The sequence below is a fragment of the Flavobacterium sp. Root186 genome (genome assembly GCF_001428525.1).
In the GTDB taxonomy this organism is placed as follows: Bacteria; Bacteroidota; Bacteroidia; order Flavobacteriales; family Flavobacteriaceae; genus Flavobacterium.
The window spans coordinates 1087835-1108128 of the sequence record NZ_LMHW01000010.1 but is presented as its reverse complement, the minus strand read 5'-3'; the positions used below and the strand labels follow the sequence as shown (position 1 = coordinate 1108128).

The following is a 20294-nucleotide window of genomic DNA, read 5'->3' as shown; positions in this document are numbered from 1 at the left end:
GTCTTGTTCTTTATTTTTTTAACATTTTAAATGATTCCAAAATTTTGCCGTCTACATATATCACAAGTATATAAAGAGAGGGACTTAGGTTGTTTAAATTAACCTGAGTTTCAGTTTGATTAATTTTGTTTTGTTTTAATAGTCTGCCCTGAATGTCATAAAGTTTATACGATCGATCTTTACTTTCTAACTCGGGTGCTTTCATGCTTACGTTAACAAAATCTGCTGCCGGATTTGGGAAAACTAATATGGATACTTCAGGCACCTCAACTTCCGGATTATCCAGAGTTTCATCTGATTCTTGCTGTTGTATTCCCTGTGCTACGTTATAACCTGTTCCAATATAGGTATAGAATACTTGTCCGATTGAATATGTTACAGAACCTGAACTTCCGGTTGCGTTGCTCCCGGATGGAATTATAGTTTCCATGGTATCATTTGCCTGCGTTTGGGTCATCCCTTTAAAAGGAATAAACACCATCATAATTATGAGTAGGTTTAGGTTTTTTATATTTAAATACTTCACAGTTCTATAAGCCTTATAATTTATGCTGCAAAAATATTTAATAGCAAAATAAAATCGATATAACGAATTTTATTTCCGATAAACTACACAAAATGTAGTATTTTAATGACTATTTACCTACATCAAAAAATGTTTTTTCTATAAATTGCTGCGATTATTTTAAAAAAATAGCAGCCGATATAACTTAAATAATAGTTCTAAAAATTAAATATTTTAACGCTAGTATAAACTGGTTGATACTTAATTACAACGGCAATTTATTTCACTAATTATATCGCTAAATCCTTTTTATTTAATCCATAATTATAAGGTGCTTTTATAAAAAAATCCGTATTAAATTAACACTCATCTTATTGAATACAAGATATTTACAAATCACAAAGCTAAATATTTTTCTACAACAAACTGTTATCAAAATAAAGTTTTTCCTTACAAAGGAAAAATTGGTCTGAATAAGGAATTATTGACTTTTAAAAATAAGTCCGCAGATAATTAAGACTGTAATTTTATCTCAAAAAAAGCTCATCTTATTTAATGAAAAAATTGCAGACCTAAAATTGATTTAAACCACAAGTTAATTTTAAAAAAATTGTCGCAAATAATTTTAAATATGCAATTCATCGAGAATAATGGCTTTATACAGAAAATGCAACTATTAGTAAAAAAAAATTACTTTTTTTGATTAACATATTGATTACTAGGACATACATATAATTTCAATAAATGCCAAATCAATGATTAAAAACTACTTATAATCTTTCATTTATTTATTAACGAAGCAGGAATTGTAAATAAAAAATGCAGTGATTTCTCGTGAATGCTGAAAATCTGGATTTAAGTCGCGTTTTTCTTTAGTTTCCCATTAATTGAATCCTATTATTTGTTCTACTCTAATTTTATACAATTAAAATGAAAAGAGCTGACAACAATGACTTAGCCAACGAGAGAAGTTGGACTAAAATGACGTATCCTAAAAATACGTTACCGGAGATTTTTGCAGAGCAGGCGGCTATCTCTCCAAATTCAATAGCACTTGAATTTGGAGATAAACAGGTTACCTACGCAGCATTAGTAAAAATGACCAACCAGCTGGCCCAATATTTTTTGGCTCAAGGTCTATCTTCCGGAAAAATTGTTGCTGTATCTATGGAGCGAACTCCTAATTTAGTGGCTTCTCTTTTAGCTATTTTACAATGTGGTGCGGCCTATTTACCATTAGATCCAAAATTTCCTGCTGCACGTTTAGAATTTATGCTCGAAGATTCCGGAGCCAGTTTTTTGCTGACTACAAAATCACTTACCGATTCATTGCCCGCTTATTCAAAAACTATAGTAATTGAAGACGCTTTATCTGAACTTGATAAATATCCCGCAGTTCCTGTCTCAGTTCCTGTTTCTTATGATGCGGCCGCTTATATAATGTATACTTCCGGATCTACCGGAAAACCTAAAGGAGTAACTGTTACCCATAAAAATCTAGTAAACTTCCTGTTCAGTATGGCGATTGAACCGGGTATAAATTCTGAAGATAGGTTATTATCAATCACTACAATTTCCTTTGATATTGCAGGTCTCGAATTATTTCTGCCGCTAATTAAAGGAGCGACAGTAGTTTTTGCCGATTATGAAACTACACGTGACGGTCAACTTTTGCTTAATCTTTTACAGAAAAAAGAAATTACAATATTACAGGCTACACCTACCACTTGGCAATTACTGCTTGATTCCGGATGGGAAACACCATTGGCTTTAAAAGCCTTATGCGGCGGAGAAGCCATGCCGTTAAACCTTGCCCGCCAGCTAACCTCAAAATGCGATTCCCTTTGGAATATGTATGGCCCTACTGAAACAACGATTTGGTCCGCAGTAAAACAAATTCAGGCAGATGATGAACTAATTACAATTGGTTTTCCTATTGCCAATACACAAATTTATTTATTAGATGAAGAAAGAAAAGCCGTCGCACCCGGAACAATTGGAGAAATCGTAATTGGCGGAGACGGAGTCGCAGAAGGTTACTGGAATCGCCCGGAACTTACCGCTGAAAAATTTATTCAAAATCCGTTTTCAACAAAACCAAACTCCATTCTTTATCGCACCGGAGACTTGGGAAAATTATTGCCAAATGGAGAATTTCAATGTCTGGGCCGTATCGATCATCAGGTAAAAATAAGAGGGCATCGTATTGAATTAGGCGAAATAGAAGCTGCTTTAAATAGTCTTCCTGAAATAAAACAATCTGCCGTAATCGTAAGTAATTATTTTGGCAATGAAGATAAACTGGTGGCTTATTTAAAATCTGGTGCGCAATTACAAGAAGAAAAAAGAATTCAGGAAGCACTTTCAAAAGTTTTACCCGAAATATTATTACCATCTAAATACATCTGGATAGACGATTTTCCGATTACACCAAATGGAAAAATCGATAAAAAAAACTTACCTGTTCCTGAACATAACAGACCCGATTCTGCCCCGCCGTTCAAGAAAGCAAATACGCAATTAGAAAAAGATATTGTAAAAATTTGGAGCGAAGAATTACAAATAGCAAGTATTGGTATTGATGATGATTTTTTTGATATGGGCGGAAGTTCAGTATTGGCACAAAAAGTAACATCGTTAATGAGACAGCAATTAGCACTGGATATATCGGTTTCAAAAATCTATATTCATCCCACCATTAGAGAACTTGCCAGTACTTTAGAAGAAAACAATACTAAAGAAAATTCGTTTGCATTTAAAAAAACGAATAATCAAACCATTACCGGAGATATTGCCGTAATTGGTATGGCCGGAAGATTTCCAGGTTCTGATACCATAGAGGAGTTATGGGAAAATCTAAAAGAAGGGAAAGAAACAATTTCTTTATTTACCAAAGAAGAATTAGACCCAAGTTTACCAGAAAGTCTTCGTAAAGACCCATTTTATATAGGCGCAAGAGGAATTTTACCTTCGGCTAAAACATTTGATGCTCATTTCTTCGGACTAAATCCGCAGCTTGCCGCCGCTATGGACCCTCAAATACGTGTGTTTTTAGAAATTTCATTTGAAGCATTAGAGCAAGCAGGACATCTTCCGAAACATTATAAAGGAAGCATAGCCGTATATTCAGGAAGTGAAATCAATACCTATTATGAAAATAATATATTCAACAACAAAGAGCTGAAAAGTTCTGTAGGCGAATTGCAAATCTATACCGTAAACGGAAAAGATTTTATTGCGCCGCGTACTTCTTATCACTTAAATCTAAAAGGGCCTTCGGTTAGTGTACATTCTGCCTGCTCTACCTCATTATTAGCCGTAGCCGAAGCCGTAAAAGCCATAAGAACCGGCATGTGCGATATAGCGCTTGCGGGCGGATCGAGCGTAACGTGTCCAATAAACAGCGGCCATCTTTATGATGACGGATTTATCAAAAGCCCGGATGGATCTACAAGATCTTTTGACGCTTCTGGAAAAGGTACTGTTTTTAGTGACGGCGCCGGAGTTGTTTTACTAAAAAGACTGGAAGAAGCAGAGAAAGATGGCGATATTATTTACGGCGTAATTAAAGGCGTTGGCGTAAATAATGACGGCGGTGACAAAGGCAGTTTTATGGCGCCAAGTCCGAAAGGTCAGGCCGGAGCCATAATTAATGCTTTTAATGATGCCCAAATATCACCTTCTACAATCAGTTACATGGAAGCGCACGGAACCGCAACTCCCGTAGGAGATCCAATAGAAATTGAAGGACTTAAAATAGCGTATGGCAAACAGGAAAAAAACAATTATTGTGCATTAGGTTCTATAAAAAGTAATATGGGACATACCACAGCGGCTGCTGGAGTTGCAGGTTTAATGAAAGTATTGTTAGCCATGCGCCATAAGCAAATACCGCCTATGGTTAATTTTAATGAACCAAATCCAAATATAGATTTTGCCAACAGTCCTTTTTATATCAACAATAAATTAATTGAATGGGAAACTGACAGCATAAGAAGAGCCGGTGTGAGTTCTTTTGGAATTGGCAGCACCAATGTTCATGCAATCGTTGAAGAATATACTGCAGAACCTTTACCCTCTTCAGCCGGACGTCCGCTGCAGCTATTGATGTGGTCTGCAAAAAGCCAAAACAGTTTATTAGGTTACGAAAATGCGTTGGGTCATTTTATTGATAAATCAAGAAACATTCCGTTAGCAGACATTGCTTATTCATTGAATATTACCAGAGACGATTTTAATCAACGCAGTTTTTTAGTAACAAATTCTACAGATGATGCTGTTGAAAAATTAATTTCTTTAAAGGCAAAAAGTACTAAATCTTCCCTATTAAAAAGTGTTCCAAGTGAAATGGGATTTCTGTTTCCGGGACAAGGAGCGCAGTATCTGCAAATGGGAAAAACACTTTATGATAACGAAAAAACATATCGTGAAGCCGTAGACAAATGTGCAGAATTGTTGATGGAGGACTTAAAATTAGATATTCGCGAAATCCTTTATCCGGAAATGAATTCTACTGAGGCCGAAGCACGCTTAAAAGATACCCGCTTAACACAGCCAAGTTTATTTGTTACAGAATATGCCTTGGCTCAGTTATGGATGAGCTGGGGAATAAAACCAACTTTTCTCTGCGGTCATAGTATTGGTGAATTTGCAGCAGCACATTTAGCCGGAATTATGAGCTTAAAAGATGCTTTGCATATCGTTGCAATTCGAGGAAAATTAATAAGCGAACTTCCCGGCGGATCAATGTTAGCGGTACGCGTTCCGGTTGAAAAATTATACGAACTGATTCCCGATACACTTTCAGTAGCCGCCATAAATTCAAGTCAGTTTTGTGTGGCTTCTGGTACAAAAGAAGATATCGCGCTATTTAATCAGGAATTGGATGCACAGGACATTCCAAACAAACTGCTTCTTACAAGTCATGCTTTTCACTCTTTCATGATGGAACCTATTTTAGATTCTTTTAAAGATGAAATAGAAAAAATAAAACTAAGTATTCCCAGATTACCTATTATTTCAACAGCAACAGGAACCTGGCTTACCGACACCGAGGCCACAAGTTCAACCTACTGGATTAACCATTTAAAAAATACAGTGCGATTTGCTGATGCTATGGATACTGCATTTGAATTAGATGATTACATATTATTAGAAGTAGGTCCGGGTCAAACCCTTATTACGCTGGCACGTCAGCAGGCTGCCGGTAAAGTTATACCTGCTTTTTCGAGCATCAATTTTCCTAAAGAAGAACAGGATAATGAATATTCAACTTTATTAAATACAGTTGGTGAACTATGGGCCAAAGGAATAAGCCCAGATTGGAAATCTTTCTACAACGAACAGCAAAGACAAAAAATAGAATTACCGAGTTATGTTTTTGATCGAAAACCGTGCTGGATTGAACCTTTAAATGTTATTGAAACAATAGTTCAAAAAAATATAGTTTCTGATACAATTCCGAATATCGTTATTCCAGCAGAAGCCGACAGTACTTCTGCTAAAACAAAAGAATCAAGAAAGGATTCTGTACTTATTAGAATTTCAGAAATTATAAAAGAAGCATCGGGTATAATTTATGATCCTGATTCGGCTTCCAATACATTTTTAGAATTAGGTTTAGATTCTTTATCGCTCACTCAATTATCCGGAAGACTGAAAAAAGAATTTGATTTGCCTATCACTTTTAGACAACTGAATGAAGGATACCCTACTCCATTACTTTTGGCAGATTATATAGACTTAAATCTTCCTGAAGAAAATGAAGTTGATATTAAAGAGAATGAAATTGTTTCTAACCAAACTATTCAGCCTTTTGTTTTAACAAATGAAGCTCCATTATCAGTAAATCAAAATCAAACTTCATTAGAACAAATTATACAGCAAATTCAGCTTTTGAGCCAAAAAGTAGATCAATTACAAGGTTTTCAACATTCATCTGCAAACGGCAATGGTTCATTCGTAAATTTAAAAGTAAAACATTTTGATGCCCTTACATTTAATCATGAAAATCGAGTCGAAACAAACGGATCGAATGGTGCTCATAAAAAAGAAAAAGCTTTTGACATTTCAAAAATAAAGGGGCAGCTGTTTCTTGAAACCAATGCTGAAAAGAAATATACTATAATGGCAAATGAACCTCCTATACATGGTAGTAAACTAGGACGGGATGAAAACGGAAATCCGGCATGGTTTATTGAAGATCCTGTTCAAAAAGGAAAATTTAATAAAACGATGTTATTAGAGTCAGATAAACATAATTAATAATTCAGTTTGTCAATTTAAAAACTGTGCAATTACATTTAAAAATAGAATTATGATAACAATGAAAAATAAATCTCAAATAAAAACTGAAACTGAAATTCAATTTAATCCGTTTTTACCTGAAATTGAAAGAGTAATTCAAACCACAAATTCACAGCAGGAAATATGGGCAGATTGTATTTTTGGAGGCAGTGATGCTAATAAAGCATACAACTTGTCTGTTTCTATTAAATTGAAAGGCAATTTAATAATAGACACATTTGAGCAGGCAGTAAAAACTTTAGTACAGCGCCATGAATGCTTGAGAGCCGTTTTTAGTCCAGACGGACGCTATATGTGTATTTACAGCGATATTGGCTTTAAAATTTCACATAATAATTTTTCAGATTTGGATACTGCTGAAAAAGAACTTTCGATAGAAGCTTTAGTTAAAGAAGAAGTAAATGCGCTTTTTGATCTTGTTAACGGCCCATTATTCAAAGTTAATTTGGTTAAGATAGATGAATTTGAATATCTGGCAACCTTAACCATTCATCATATTGTTGGAGACGGGTTAAGCGTCGATATTATATTAGAAGAACTTGGTATGCTTTATTCTGCCTCTGTAGAAAATAAAAAGCCAAAACTGCCAGATCCGGAACGCTTTAGCGAATATGCAGAAAAAGCGAATTCCTTTATGGAAACGAATGAATATAAACAGCAGGAAATTTTTTGGCTTACTATTTATAAAGAATCGACTCCTACACTCGAATTACCGCTGGATTACGCAAGACCTTCTTTACGAACTTATAATAGCAATCGTATTGATTTTCCTTTTGATAATACAATGACCGATTCCTTAAAAAATATAGGTATAAGCGTTAATTGCAGTTTAGTTACCACTTTACTTGCCGCATTTGAAGTTTTTTTATGCAAAATTACGGGGCAGAATGATTTAGTTGTTGGGTTTCCTTCATCGGGAAATACATTATATGGTATGAAACAATTAATTGGAGATTGTGCAAACCTGCTTCCTTTACGCAGTAAAATTAATCCCGATATTACTTTCTTAGAATACCTAAAACAAAGAAATTCACAGTTATTTGATGCCTACGAACATCAACAGGTAAGTTTTGGCCATCTTCTTAAAAACTTAACTATTGCCAGAGATTCTTCCAGAATTCCTTTGGTACCAGCTGTATTAACAGTCGATATGAACCGGGATATAGAAAGTGATTTTTCATTTGCGGGACTTTTCCATGAATTTAAAGTTAATCCAAGAGAATATGCAACTTTTGAAATTCAGCTTCATATTTTTAGAACCAAAAACGGACCTATATTTCAATGGTCTTATAATACTACTTTGTTTAAACCAGAAACCATAAATCAAATGATGATAACATTTGAAGATATCATCAATAAACTAATAACTGGTGCAGACAAGCCATTATCAGACATACTGGGAAGTCATTATTTAGCTGATTATGAAGTTCTGAATAATACCGAAATATCCTATCCTGATGTTTCCTTAACCGAGTTATTAAAAAAACAAGCCGAACTTACACCAAACAACATAGCCTTAGAATTTCATGAAACGAAAACTACTTATCTTGAATTACACCAAAAAGTAAATCAATTAGCACATTATTTAAAAGCACAAGGCGTTCAGTCTGGAGATATTATTGCTGTTTCTGTTTCGCGCAGTCCTGAACTGCTTTATACTTTGCTAGCCATAATGCAGTGTGGTGCGGCTTACCTTCCGCTTGATCCTGAATATCCTAAAGCCCGTTTGGAATTTATGCTGACTGATTCCGGAGCAAAAGTTTTATTGACCAGTAAAACATTATTTGCATCCTTACCCTCATGGCCGCTTACCCTTTTTATAGAAGATGCCATGGAGTCATTAAACCATTATGATGCATCGCCGTTGTCTTCTATTGTAAGTCCGGATAATATCGCGTACATACTCTACACCTCTGGATCAACAGGTAATCCAAAAGGCGTTCCTATAACGCATAAAAACCTGGTTAACTTACTTTTCAGTATGGCCATAGAACCTGGTATTAATGAAAACGACAGATTGCTTTCGATTACTACTATATCTTTTGATATTGCTGGTCTGGAATTATATTTACCACTCATTAAAGGCGCAGCATTAATACTTGCTGATCAGGAAACTGCCAGAGATGGACGACTTTTGCTTGAGTTGGTAAAAAAGGGAAATATCAGTTTTCTGCAAGCGACTCCTACAACCTGGTCCATGCTATTGGATTCTGGCTGGGATGAACCATTACCGCTTAAGGCTTTATGCGGCGGTGAGGCAATGCCTGCAGATCTTGCAAGGGAACTTACAAGTAAATGTAATACGTTGTGGAATGTTTATGGACCAACAGAAACTACCATTTATTCGGCTGTGAAACAGATTAAAGCAACTGATACATTAATAACTATTGGTAAGCCCATTGCCAATACACAGCTTTATATTATTGATGAACAAGGACAGCTTGTGGCACCGGGAAATATTGGTGAGATTGCCATTGGCGGCGATGGTGTTGCAAAAGGATATTGGAACAGACCTGAACTTACCTCAGAAAAATTTATTAAAAACGGTTTTTCTACTATTTATCGTACAGGCGATTTAGGAAGACTGCTTCCAAGCAATGAAATAGAATGCTTAGGCCGTTTGGACCAACAGGTTAAGATTAGAGGCCAACGTATTGAACCCGGCGAGGTTGAGCAGGCACTCCTACAGCTTGACGGTATAAAATATGCTGTTGTATTAGCTAATGAAAATTTTCTTGTGGCTCATGTTGTGCCTGATTCCAGTATGGAAAACGCCGAAATTCAAATACCAATATGGCGCGAAAATTTGGCTTTACGCTTACCTGTACAATTAATTCCGCATGATTTTAATTTATTGGAGAAAATACCAACAACGCTAAACGGCAAAATAGATCGTAAAGCATTGTCACAATATAAAACAAGCAAAACACTTGAATATACTGCTCCTCGCACTGAACAAGAAAATATTGTAGCTGCTATTTGGAAAGAAAGCCTGGGTTTAGAGAATATCGATATTTTTAGTGATTTCTTTGAAATGGGCGGACATTCTATAAAAGGAGTAAAAGTAATGATTGAAATAGAGAAATATACCGGTAAACGAATTCCTCTATCAGCATTATTTAAATATTCGACTGTTGAGAAATTTGCAAAACTGCTGAATACGGGTACCGAAATTTATTCTGATTGTTTAGTTCCTATAAGCCCAAGCGGAAATAAAGTACCACTTTTTATCATTCATGGAGCAGGACTAAATGTTTTAAATTTTATCAATTTGAGTAAACACTTTGATGAGGACCAGCCTATTTATGCCATTCAGGGTATTAAACCTAAAGGCTTTGACGGATGGTACGAATCAATTGAGGCCATGGCTGCTCATTATATAGATGCTATTATAAAAGTAAACCCTAAAGGGCCATATGCTTTGGCAGGTTTTTCTTTTGGCGGTATTGTAGCATTCGAAATGACCCGTCAATTAAAGGAACAAGGAAAAAAAGTAAGCCTGACAGCATTACTGGACTCTTATGTTGACTCTTCTTATTATTATGGAAGTTACAGACGTAAACAACTCGTTAGATACTTTGATATTACACATAGAAGATTAGATTTTTTAAAAGAAATGTTATTGAGCTGGAAGGCTTTTAAAATGCGTATTAATGGAAAAAAAGAGTATATCCTAAGAAGACATTTTGGTAAGAAGGATGAAATGACCGAGCAAGAAGAACTGGCGCTTAAAGAATTTATAGAAGCTGACAGCATGGTTAAAAAAATTGTGGATCGTTATCACCTTAAACCGCAAAACTTTGAAGTAGATTTATTTCGATCTAAAGATGACATTAATTACAGACTTGATCCTACGCATCTGGGCTGGAAAAAAGCTGCGCTTGGAGGCGTAACAATTCATAATATCTCTGGGAATCATTTAGACATTGTAGCACCGCCAAATGACATATTTTTAGCGAGACTACTTCAAGACATCTTAGATGAAAAAAATGAAAACATCTAAGCTCTTTATCTCTTTTTCGGATATAAAGGGCGTTACATTAGTTTCTGGTAAAGAATATTCTTTAGATACTAGCGATATAATCATTTACAGTATTTATCTGCCCAGTTTCATTGACCTTAAATCTAATTTATCGCAATTTCTAAATTCTCCTGAACTCAAAAAAGCAAAACGCTTTTATAAGGAAATAGACAGAGATCGGTTCATTATATACAGATCGATTTTAAAACTTATTTTAGGAGCTTACACTAAATCAGATATAAAAAATATTCATCTCGATTATGATTTTAATAAAAAACCATATCTGGCTTCACATCCGTGGCTGCACTTCAATATCTCGCATTCGGAAGATTATGCGGCGATAGCAGTTTCACATAAAAAAGTGGGGCTGGATATTGAATTTTTATCTAAAGACTTTAAATTCACAAACCTCCTTCCGGATATCTTTGATGATCATGAAAGGTTAATGATTCAGAATGCTGATGATAAAAAAAACACTTTTTATACGTTATGGACGCGCAAAGAAGCTTTTGTAAAAGCATTAGGAAAAGGAATTGATGAAGATTTTAAATATATTCCCTGCACAGACGGACAGCACAATTTAGAATTTAAACTGGTAAAAAACACGCAGAACTGGCAGGTATATAGTTTCGATTTTGCCGAGCAGTATTTGGGTGCCGTTTCCTATGAGGGGCTTCCAACAACTTCAGACAATTTGTTATTATATATGATTCCTGATAGTATGGAAAATTTACTGGAAATGACCCAAAAAAGAAATTACTAATATTCTGTTTTGATATTCTCTGCAGTTTTATAAGATTTAAAAAACTTATAAGCTCTTTTTTCCGCATAAGAATACGTTGAATTACGCAGCGGAAAAGCGCAGTGTCCTCCATACTTTGGCATTTCCAGATAAACATAGTCGCTCTCTTGCGCTATTGCTCTGGGATAACATCTTTCGCCTAAAAAAGGATCATCGAGAGAATTAATAATTAAAACTGGAGTGGTAATATTTTTAAGCGAAAATTCGGGAGAAACTTGCTGATAATAGTCATCACGACTTGCAAAGCCATGCAGCGGTGCTGTAAAATACTGATCTACCTCATCAAAAGAAGATATTTTATCAATCTGATCACGGTTTATAAAATCAGGAAATTGTGCTGCTTTGTATTTTAGCTTTTTCTTAATATCAATCGTAAAATTCTTTAAATACACTCTGTTAAAGCCTTGTTTAAGTATCTCGGCACTTGTTGCAATATGCGTTGGCACAGAAATAGAAACTCCAGCCTTTATACGCTCATCGATTTTTGTCCAGCCAAAATAATTCAGAAGCTGAACACCTCCCATTGAATATCCAATCATATAAACATCTTCGAATCCTTTTCGCAAAACAAACTGAACCACTTCATCCAGATCATCAACTGCTCCGTGATGATACAATCTCGGCAAACGGTTCATTTCTCCACCACAAGTGCGGTTATTCCATGCAAAAACAGAAAAACCTTTCTGCTGAAAATAAGCCGCGCAGCTGTTATTGTAAGTTCTTCGGGAATCTCCTTCTAAACCATGACATAGAATGACTGCTTTTTTAGGGTCATTTATAATAAAATCAATGTTGATAAAATCACCATCCTTCAACTCCAGTTTTTCTCTTGTATATCCCGGAACTTCAAACTTTTTAAACAAAGCAGCATAAATAGTCGACACGTGCCTGTTGCGATGAATCATAGAAGGAAAATTATATTCTGAATGTTCAATTACCGGCATGATTAAAGTTTTTTGAGTGGTTATACAAATCTATGAAATGTATCAATATGTAATTTAAAACTGTCATTTTTTATTTTCATCTTTAAGTACAAATTAATTTAAGTAAACATTCCTACTCTTTCTTAGTAATTATTCTTTTCCACAAACAAAATTTGACATGTATAACAAAGCTCAGCTTTTTTTGTCAGCCTATATTTGTTTTCTTATAAAAGTTCAAAATAGTATCTTTACGTTTCTACGGTTTAATTTTAGTTTAACATGGCACAGCAGCAAAGTAACAAATATGCCAGATTTGTTTATATGGTGACAGAGGAAACTCTTTTCAAGGACGAAATCATGCTTGATTTCCATTCTTTTGTGCACATAATTTCCGGCGAAATGCAAGTTGTACAGTCTGATAGATCTTATATTTTTGGAGCTGATCAAACAATGCTTTTTCCTCGTAATCAGTTATCTTCTGTAATAAAAAGACCAAAAGATGGAAGGCCTTATAAAGCAATCGTATTAACATTGACAACTGATCATCTGGAACAATATTATACTAAAAACGCCTTTAAAATTACCCAAAGCCCAATTCTTAAGACGAGGGTATTTAGCAAACATCCTCTTTTAGACAGTTTCTTCGCATCTTTAAAGCCTTATTTTGACCTTACTGAAGAACTGCCGGACAAACTGGACGTTATGAAAATTGATGAGGCAATTACAATTATCCGTTCTATTGATAATGAAATCGATAATCTTTTAGCAGATTTCTCCATACCGGGAAAAATTAATCTGCCGGATTTTATGGAAAAACACTTCATGTTTAATATGCCTATGGAAAAGTTTGGGTATCTTACAGGAAGAAGTCTTTCTACTTTCAATCGTGATTTCAAGAGAGCTTTTAAAACTACACCAAGAGATTGGCTTATGCAAAAGCGTTTGGAATTAGCCCATTACGAACTTGCTGAGAAAAAACGAAAACCTGTTGATGTATACTTAGAAACCGGATTTGAAAACTTGTCGCACTTTTCTTTTGTCTTTAAAAAGCATTTTGGATACGCTCCTACTTCACTAAAAAACCAGCTGCAGTAGATTTTCTAACTTGACTTGTACAACAAAGCAAAAACGACTTTTACAGCAAAGTTTTGCTAAGCAGTCACTTATACCTTTGCTTCATAAAATCATAATAAAATGAAAGCAATAGTATTAAAAGAAATCGGTGCGCCCGAAAATCTTATCCTTACAGAAATCCCTATACCATCCATTCAGGAAGATGAAGTACTCGTAAAAGTAAAAGCAATTGGAGTAAATCCCGTAGATGCCTTCGTAAGAAGAACAAAAGAAGCTTTTGACTGGGTGTATCAATACAAAGGAACAGAAGAAAATATTATCCTTGGCTGGGATGTAGCCGGAGTTGTAACTCAGGTTGGAAAATCTGTCACAAGATTAAATGTTGGAGATGAGGTTTTTGGCAATTTCAAATTTATCGGTCAGGCAAATGCTTACGCAGAATTTGTCGCAGCACCCGAAAAAGAAATGATCCTGAAGCCATCTAATATTTCGTTTGAAGAAGCAGCCGGAGCAACAATGGCAGCCCTTACTGCATGGGTTTCTGTGGTTGACCACGGGAAAGTCAAAAAAGGTGATAAAATTATCATTCACGGAGCATCTGGAGGTGTTGGGCATTATGCCATTCAGTTCGCAAAACATTTTGGTGCTCACGTCATTGCAGCCGCTTCTGAAGCAAACAAGGACTTCGTATTAGGATTAGGTGCTGATGAATTCATTGACTATAAAACCCAAAATTTTGAAGAGATTGTAACAGATGCCGATATCGTTCATGATACTGTCTGGAGTGATGATGTCAACCATATAGAAAGATCACTTAAAGCATTGAAACCCGGAGGTAAATTATTAAGCCTTATCGTTTATCCTGACGCAGAATTCATCGAAAAAGCAAAAAAAGATAAGAACATTGATGTGATAAGAGTGAATGTGCGTTATCCGGAAGAGAATTATTTTGAAGATATGCAGGCCATTGCGAAGCTGCTTGAATTAGGCATCGTTAAAACACATATCTCACAGATTTTTTCTTTAGAAGATATGCATAAAGCGCATGCTGCTATCCAGTCAAAAAACACCGTTGGAAAAATTATAGTAAAACCATAATGTCATTCTTATCCACAATAAGGCTTCATGCCTCAGTTTCAATCAAACCCGAGAATTGGGATAAATTTCAGCAAATGGTTTCTAAAGTGAAAAATATTGTTGCTTCGGAAGAGCCTGGCAATGTACTAACACACGAAACTTATTATCATGAAAACAGTTTTGATTGTCTAATAGTAGAAGCGTATGCCAATGAAAACGCATTTTTGGAACATCTGAAAAAAATACAACCGTTAATGAATCAGTATACTATAAACTGGAATGTAAACCGTATGGAATTATGCGGTTTGCTGTCTGCCGAAACAGTATCGATTCTTAAAGAAAGTGTAAAAGAAGGTGAATTTATTTTTTATGATAAAATATTTTGACCCATTATTGAATTTTGTCCCAAATTCATTTACAACAAAAGCTGCCTTGAGGCAGCTTTTGTTTTTTTACGAAATAAATATTTATTTTGAGCAACTTAAAATAAACGATCATAATCATCACTAAATAATTTCCGGTATTTCCTAAATATAACATATGACCAGATTAAAAATCAGGATGCTCCATCCTACTGAGCTGCTATTAAAACCAATCTAATATAAAACAAAAAAGCCACTCTATTTGAGTGGCTTTTCGTGAACGCAGAAGGATTCGAACCTTCGACCGCCTGCTTAGAAGGCAGGTGCTCTATCCAGCTGAGCTATGCGTCCATTTATTTTAAAACTTTATCGCTTAAAGTTTTAGTCGGGGTGGCAGGATTCGAACCTGCGGCCTCCTGCTCCCAAAGCAGGCGCGATAACCGGGCTACGCTACACCCCGAATTAGACATAGATTCGTATCTGTGGTCTTCCCGATCTCAATCGGGACACGATAACCGGGCTACGCTACACCCCGAGGCAAAAATTAAGCGGAGAGACAGGGACTCGAACCCTGGCGACGGTTACCCGTCGACAGATTAGCAATCTGCTCCATTACCGCTCTGGCACCTCTCCAAGCTCAAGGAAACGTGTCCTATTTTGCGGTTGCAAATGTAGAACAACATTCTATTTCTCACAACTATTTTTGCGGTTTTTTTTATCTTTTTTCAAACTTTTTTTTAAAACACTTCACAATCAAACAAATAGAATTAACAAAAAATTGATCTTAAATTTAAAATCCATTCGAATTGACGCAAAATTTGAATTTATTCAAATAAAGAGTAAATTTGCTACATTAACTAATATTAAACAGAAAATGAACAAAAGAGTTGTTATCGTTTCTGCCGTTAGAACACCTATCGGAAGTTTCATGGGAGGGTTATCTACCGTACCCGCACCAAAATTAGGAGCTGCTGCCATAAAAGGAGCCCTTTCAAAAATTAACCTAGACCCAAAATTAGTTGATGAAGTTTTCATGGGGAATGTAATCCAGGCAGGCGTTGGACAAGCTCCAGCTCGTCAGGCTGCCCTTTTTGCCGGATTATCAAACGAAGTTGCTGCCACAACAGTAAACAAAGTCTGTGCCTCTGGAATGAAAGCTGTAATGTTTGGCGCACAGGCAATCGCTTGCGGTGATGCAGAAATTGTAGTTGCCGGAGGAATGGAAAACATGAGCTTAATTCCGCACTACGTACAAATGCGTGCCGGAAACAAATTTGGTCCCGCAACAATGCTCGACGGAATGCAAAAAGATGGTTTAACAGATGCTTACGATAACAACGCAATGGGAGTTTGCGCTGATTTATGTGCGTCTGAATACAACATCAGCCGTGAAGAACAGGATAATTTTGCCATTCAATCTTATGAAAGAAGCGCAAAAGCCTGGGATACCGGAAAATTTGACAATGAAGTTGTTCCTGTTGAAGTGCCGCAAAGACGCGGTGAGCCTATTATATTCTCAAAAGATGAAGAATATACAAATGTAAAATTAGACAAAATCCCTACACTTGGAGCTGTTTTTACAAAAGACGGAACAGTTACTGCCGCCAATGCCTCTACAATCAATGATGGTGCTGCAGCTTTAGTTTTAATGTCTGAAGAAAAGGCAAATGCTTTAGGCCTAAAACCTTTAGCTTATATAAAAGGTTATGCCGATGCTGCACAAGAACCGAAATGGTTTACTACAAGTCCGGCGAAAGCATTACCAAAAGCTTTAAACAAAGCAGGAATTGCAATTGGCGATGTTGATTATTTCGAATTCAATGAAGCATTCTCAGTTGTTGGCCTTGCCAATTCAAAAATCTTAAACCTTGATAACGATAAAGTAAACGTAAATGGCGGGGCTGTTTCATTAGGACATCCACTAGGTTGTTCAGGAGCCCGTATTATCGTAACTTTACTAAATGTTTTAGAACAAAACAATGCAAAAACCGGAGCTGCTGCTATTTGCAACGGCGGTGGCGGTGCATCTGCAATTGTTATCGAAAGAGCTTAAATAATATTATAAAAGATTAGGAGTTATTACAGATTAATAACTCCTGATTTTTAACTTATAAATTACCTTAAATGTTCGGAATCTGCAATCTTGCCATAGTACCCGTTCGATCTGAGCCTAGTGACAGAAGTGAAATCGTTACACAACTTTTGTTTGGTGAACACATCGAAATTTTAGAACGCCAAAATCAATGGGCACGAATAAAAATTCAGTTTGATGATTATGAAGGCTGGGTAGATTCTAAACAATATCAGGTAATTTCTGAGGAACAGTACAGTCAGTTAAGCAAAGAAGCCATTATTTTGAATGCTGATTTAATTGATTATATCACTGCACCTAACAACCTATTACTTCCAATTCCGCTTGGAGCATCTTTATCTTTTCTGAACAACAGCGAAATCAACACTTCTAATTTTGATTTTGAGGGAACAAAAACAAGTGGCACAAAACCAAAAAGTGCCTTAATAAATACCGCTTTCATGTATTTGAACGCTCCGTATTTATGGGGTGGGAAAACACCATTCGGAATCGATTGTTCCGGTTTTACACAAATGGTTTACAAACTAAACGGATATAAAATTCATCGCGACGCATCTCAGCAGGCACTCGAAGGAGAATCTTTAAGTTTTATTGAAGAGAGTGAAGTTGGTGATTTAGCTTTTTTCGACAACGAAGAAGGAAACATTATTCATGTTGGCATCATTATGGAAAATAATTACATCATTCACGCAAGTGGAAAAGTACGTATTGACCGTTTAGATCACACCGGAATTTACAATCCAGAATTAAACAAACACACCCACAAACTACGTGTAATCAAGAAAATCATTTAACACACCAATTTGTTTCGCCTGTTCGCTATCGCTCGAGTCACGAATTAACACAGATTAAAAATCCTTTTAATTTGTGAAATCTGTGGCTAAAAAAATTCGTGCAAATTAGTGCAATCTGTGTTTACGCACTAATACGAATCGTCTTTCTAAACTCCGAAGGACTATTTCCTCGTTGTTTCTTAAAGAATTTATTAAAGTGGCTTTCATCCGTAAAACCAAATTCATACGCAATTTCATTAATACGTTTATCGCTGAATTGCAGACGATGTTCAATGAGCTTCGTTTTATAATTGCTGATATATTGCTGCATGGTTTCGCTGGCATGTTTCTTAAAATAACGCCCTAAATACGTGTTCGAAATTCCAAAATAATCACTTATAGATTCTGCTTTAATTTTCTCAGGATAATAAATATTCGTCTGAATATATTGCAAAATATCCATCGCTCTTGCTTCAGAATTAATATTTACCTGTTCCGGTAAATACTTCGCAATATTTCTTGCCACAATAATAATCAACGTATTAACTAATTGCTGAATCAATTCTTTATTATAAACATCTTTATCCTGATGTTCACGAATAATCGCTTCCACCATCACTTTTACCAAACATTTATCGGCATGATTTTTTAAAATACAACCCGGTTGATGATTGGCGTTTTGCAAAATATATTCTAAACGCTGAATATTCTCATTTTGGAGACTCGAATTCTTCAGATAAATATCATTAAACCTCAAAAAGAAAAACTTCGTTTTGGTTTCAATTGTAAAATTATGACAATCCTCAGGCGTCAATAAAAACATATGTCCGGCATCATATTCAAAAATATTTTTGTTGATACACTGCGTTCCGGTTCCGCCCAGAATATAAACCAATTCAAAGAAATTATGACGATCTCCAACATCCGGATATTCATCCAATGTTTCAAAAGATACTGTAAACGGTTCGTATAGATTTTCTTTTTTCATAATCATGAAGAATTAATTCAGGATGCAAATATACCTAAAAAAGACAAATTTATACAATTTAACAGTTAAAAAAATGGTATAATTTTGTCAAATAATTTTAAGACATCAATTTTAACATCATGGAATATAGAAAATTAGGCAACTCAGAACTTGAATTATCAACCATAACTTACGGTGCATTTGCCATTGGCGGAAACATGTGGGGCGGAAACGAAAAGAAAGACTCAATCGACTCTATTCACGCATCAATCGCTCACGGCGTAACCACAATCGACACCGCTCCTTTTTACGGATTTGGTTTAAGTGAAGAAATGATTGGCGAAGCTTTAAAATCTCAAGATCGTTCAAAAGTACAATTGTTAACCAAATTTGGTTTGGTTTGGGACGGAAGCAATAACGCAAAGGGAGATTTCTTTTTTGATGCCGAAGACAACGGAAAAAAATTACCAATTTATAAATACGCTTCAAAAAACAACGTAATCAAAGAAGTTGAAGAAAGCCTAAAACGTCTTCAAACAGACTATATCGACTTATTGCAAATTCACTGGCCAGACTCCACTACTCCAATTCAGGAAACTATGGAAGCTTTAGAAACTCTTATTCAGCAAGGAAAAATCAGAGCTGCCGGAGTTAGTAATTACAATGCTGGTCAAATTAAAGAAGCACAAAAAACAATTCAGTTAGCTTCAAATCAAGTTCCGTTTAGTATGCTGAATCAGGCAATTCAAACTGATTTAGTACCGCTTACTATTCAGGAAAACATCGGAATCATTGCTTACAGCCCAATGGAAAGGGGTTTGTTAACCGGAAAATATTTCACCGACAGCAAATTAAAAGAAAACGATCATAGAAATGGTTATTTTGGACAATTCGATCTTCAAAAAGTAAAAACATTAGTCGAAGAATTAAGTTCATTGGCAAATGCAAAACACATTTCAATTTCACAATTGGTTTTACGCTGGACAACTTTACAAAAAGGAATCACAATTGTTTTAGCCGGAGCAAGAAACGCAGAACAAGCGATTTCAAACGCAAAAGCAATGGATTTCGATTTATCAGCTTCAGAACTTGACTTTATTAATCAGGCAATTTCTAAACTTCAATAATATTTTAAACACATAGGAACATAGATTTTTCTTTATCGATAAAGGCGTTTTACTTGCATTAACAAACATAGTCTGCACAATCTTGTCATTACTCGGAATGACAACTTTGAGAACTATGTGTGAGAAACTAGTTTCTTTCAATACCTTTTTAGAAAAAGAAAATCTATGTTTCTATGTGTTTCAAAAAAAAAAAAAAATCTCAAAAAATTAAATAATTAGAATTTGGGCGTGTCCCAAGGGCCGGGCTATCCATTCCAATCTTTTG

Annotated in this window: 12 protein-coding genes and 3 tRNA genes; 9 read left to right on the top strand and 6 right to left on the bottom strand. The window is 35.5% G+C overall.

Translation table 11 applies throughout. The features are described 5' to 3' along the window. Nucleotides 1-10: 10 nt before the first annotated feature. Nucleotides 11-484 (bottom strand): T9SS type A sorting domain-containing protein, encoded by a 474-nt coding sequence (locus ASD98_RS08650; RefSeq protein ID WP_056202823.1) that lies wholly within the window; start codon nt 482-484, stop codon nt 11-13. Nucleotides 485-1435: 951 nt separating this feature from the next. Between ASD98_RS08650 and ASD98_RS08645 the strand changes: the two genes are divergently transcribed. From ASD98_RS08645 to ASD98_RS08635, 3 genes are read left to right on the top strand one after another with little or no spacing between them, the layout of a single operon-like run. Continuing rightward, nucleotides 1436-6769, top strand: a complete 5334-nt coding sequence (locus tag ASD98_RS08645; RefSeq protein WP_056202820.1) for a type I polyketide synthase — start codon at nt 1436-1438, stop codon at nt 6767-6769. 52 nt (nt 6770-6821) lie between these two features. After that, a complete protein-coding gene (locus ASD98_RS08640; RefSeq protein ID WP_082577812.1) occupies nt 6822-10814 on the top strand; it encodes a non-ribosomal peptide synthetase in 3993 nt (1330 codons plus the stop codon). Then, nucleotides 10801-11595 carry a 4'-phosphopantetheinyl transferase superfamily protein gene (locus ASD98_RS08635; protein WP_157849147.1) on the top strand — a complete coding sequence of 265 codons (795 nt, stop codon included), beginning with the start codon at nt 10801-10803 and terminating at the stop codon, nt 11593-11595. Before ASD98_RS08640 ends, ASD98_RS08635 begins: the two co-directional genes overlap by 14 nt. On the opposite strand, the gene ASD98_RS08630 is transcribed toward ASD98_RS08635, so the two are convergent. Next, the gene (locus tag ASD98_RS08630; RefSeq protein ID WP_056202811.1) at nt 11592-12578 is read right to left on the bottom strand and encodes a YheT family hydrolase; all 987 of its coding nucleotides are present in this window, start codon (nt 12576-12578) and stop codon (nt 11592-11594) included. The two genes, ASD98_RS08635 and ASD98_RS08630, sit on opposite strands and share 4 nt — an antisense overlap. A gap of 258 nt (nt 12579-12836) precedes the next feature. On the opposite strand from ASD98_RS08630, the gene ASD98_RS08625 reads away from it, so the two are divergent. The 3 genes from ASD98_RS08625 to ASD98_RS08615 all read left to right on the top strand — a co-directional run bounded on the left by ASD98_RS08625 (nt 12837) and on the right by ASD98_RS08615 (nt 15094). Continuing rightward, on the top strand, nt 12837-13652 hold the full coding sequence (locus ASD98_RS08625; RefSeq protein ID WP_056202807.1) for a helix-turn-helix domain-containing protein: 816 nt from the start codon (nt 12837-12839) through the stop codon (nt 13650-13652). A 99-nt stretch (nt 13653-13751) separates the two neighbouring features. Beyond that, nucleotides 13752-14729, top strand: coding sequence for an NADP-dependent oxidoreductase (locus tag ASD98_RS08620; protein WP_056202804.1), 978 nt, complete (start codon nt 13752-13754; stop codon nt 14727-14729). Beyond that, nucleotides 14729-15094, top strand: a complete 366-nt coding sequence (locus ASD98_RS08615; RefSeq protein ID WP_056202800.1) for an antibiotic biosynthesis monooxygenase — start codon at nt 14729-14731, stop codon at nt 15092-15094. The genes ASD98_RS08620 and ASD98_RS08615 overlap by 1 nt, the downstream gene beginning before the upstream one ends. A gap of 253 nt (nt 15095-15347) precedes the next feature. Here ASD98_RS08615 and ASD98_RS08610 read toward each other — a convergent pair. From ASD98_RS08610 to ASD98_RS08600, 3 genes are all read right to left on the bottom strand, one after another. Further along, nucleotides 15348-15421 (bottom strand) — tRNA-Arg (locus ASD98_RS08610). Between the two features lie 34 nt (nt 15422-15455). After that, a tRNA-Pro gene (locus ASD98_RS08605) sits at nt 15456-15530 on the bottom strand. A gap of 89 nt (nt 15531-15619) precedes the next feature. Next, nucleotides 15620-15703, bottom strand: a tRNA-Ser gene (locus ASD98_RS08600). Nucleotides 15704-15944: 241 nt separating this feature from the next. Between ASD98_RS08600 and ASD98_RS08595 the strand changes: the two genes are divergently transcribed. Both ASD98_RS08595 and ASD98_RS08590 read left to right on the top strand, forming a co-directional pair. Continuing rightward, a complete protein-coding gene (locus ASD98_RS08595; protein ID WP_056203307.1) occupies nt 15945-17123 on the top strand; it encodes an acetyl-CoA C-acyltransferase in 1179 nt (392 codons plus the stop codon). Nucleotides 17124-17194: 71 nt separating this feature from the next. Next, nucleotides 17195-17956: a C40 family peptidase gene (locus tag ASD98_RS08590; protein WP_056202797.1), complete on the top strand. Its 762-nt coding sequence runs from the start codon at nt 17195-17197 to the stop codon at nt 17954-17956. A gap of 121 nt (nt 17957-18077) precedes the next feature. Here the strand turns inward: ASD98_RS08590 and ASD98_RS08585 are convergent, their stop codons facing one another. Then, nucleotides 18078-18923, bottom strand: coding sequence for an AraC family transcriptional regulator (locus tag ASD98_RS08585; protein ID WP_056203304.1), 846 nt, complete (start codon nt 18921-18923; stop codon nt 18078-18080). A 119-nt stretch (nt 18924-19042) separates the two neighbouring features. Here ASD98_RS08585 and ASD98_RS08580 point away from each other — a divergent pair, with 119 nt between their 5' ends. Beyond that, nucleotides 19043-20029 carry an aldo/keto reductase gene (locus ASD98_RS08580; protein WP_056202793.1) on the top strand — a complete coding sequence of 329 codons (987 nt, stop codon included), beginning with the start codon at nt 19043-19045 and terminating at the stop codon, nt 20027-20029. Nucleotides 20030-20294 lie beyond the last annotated feature (265 nt).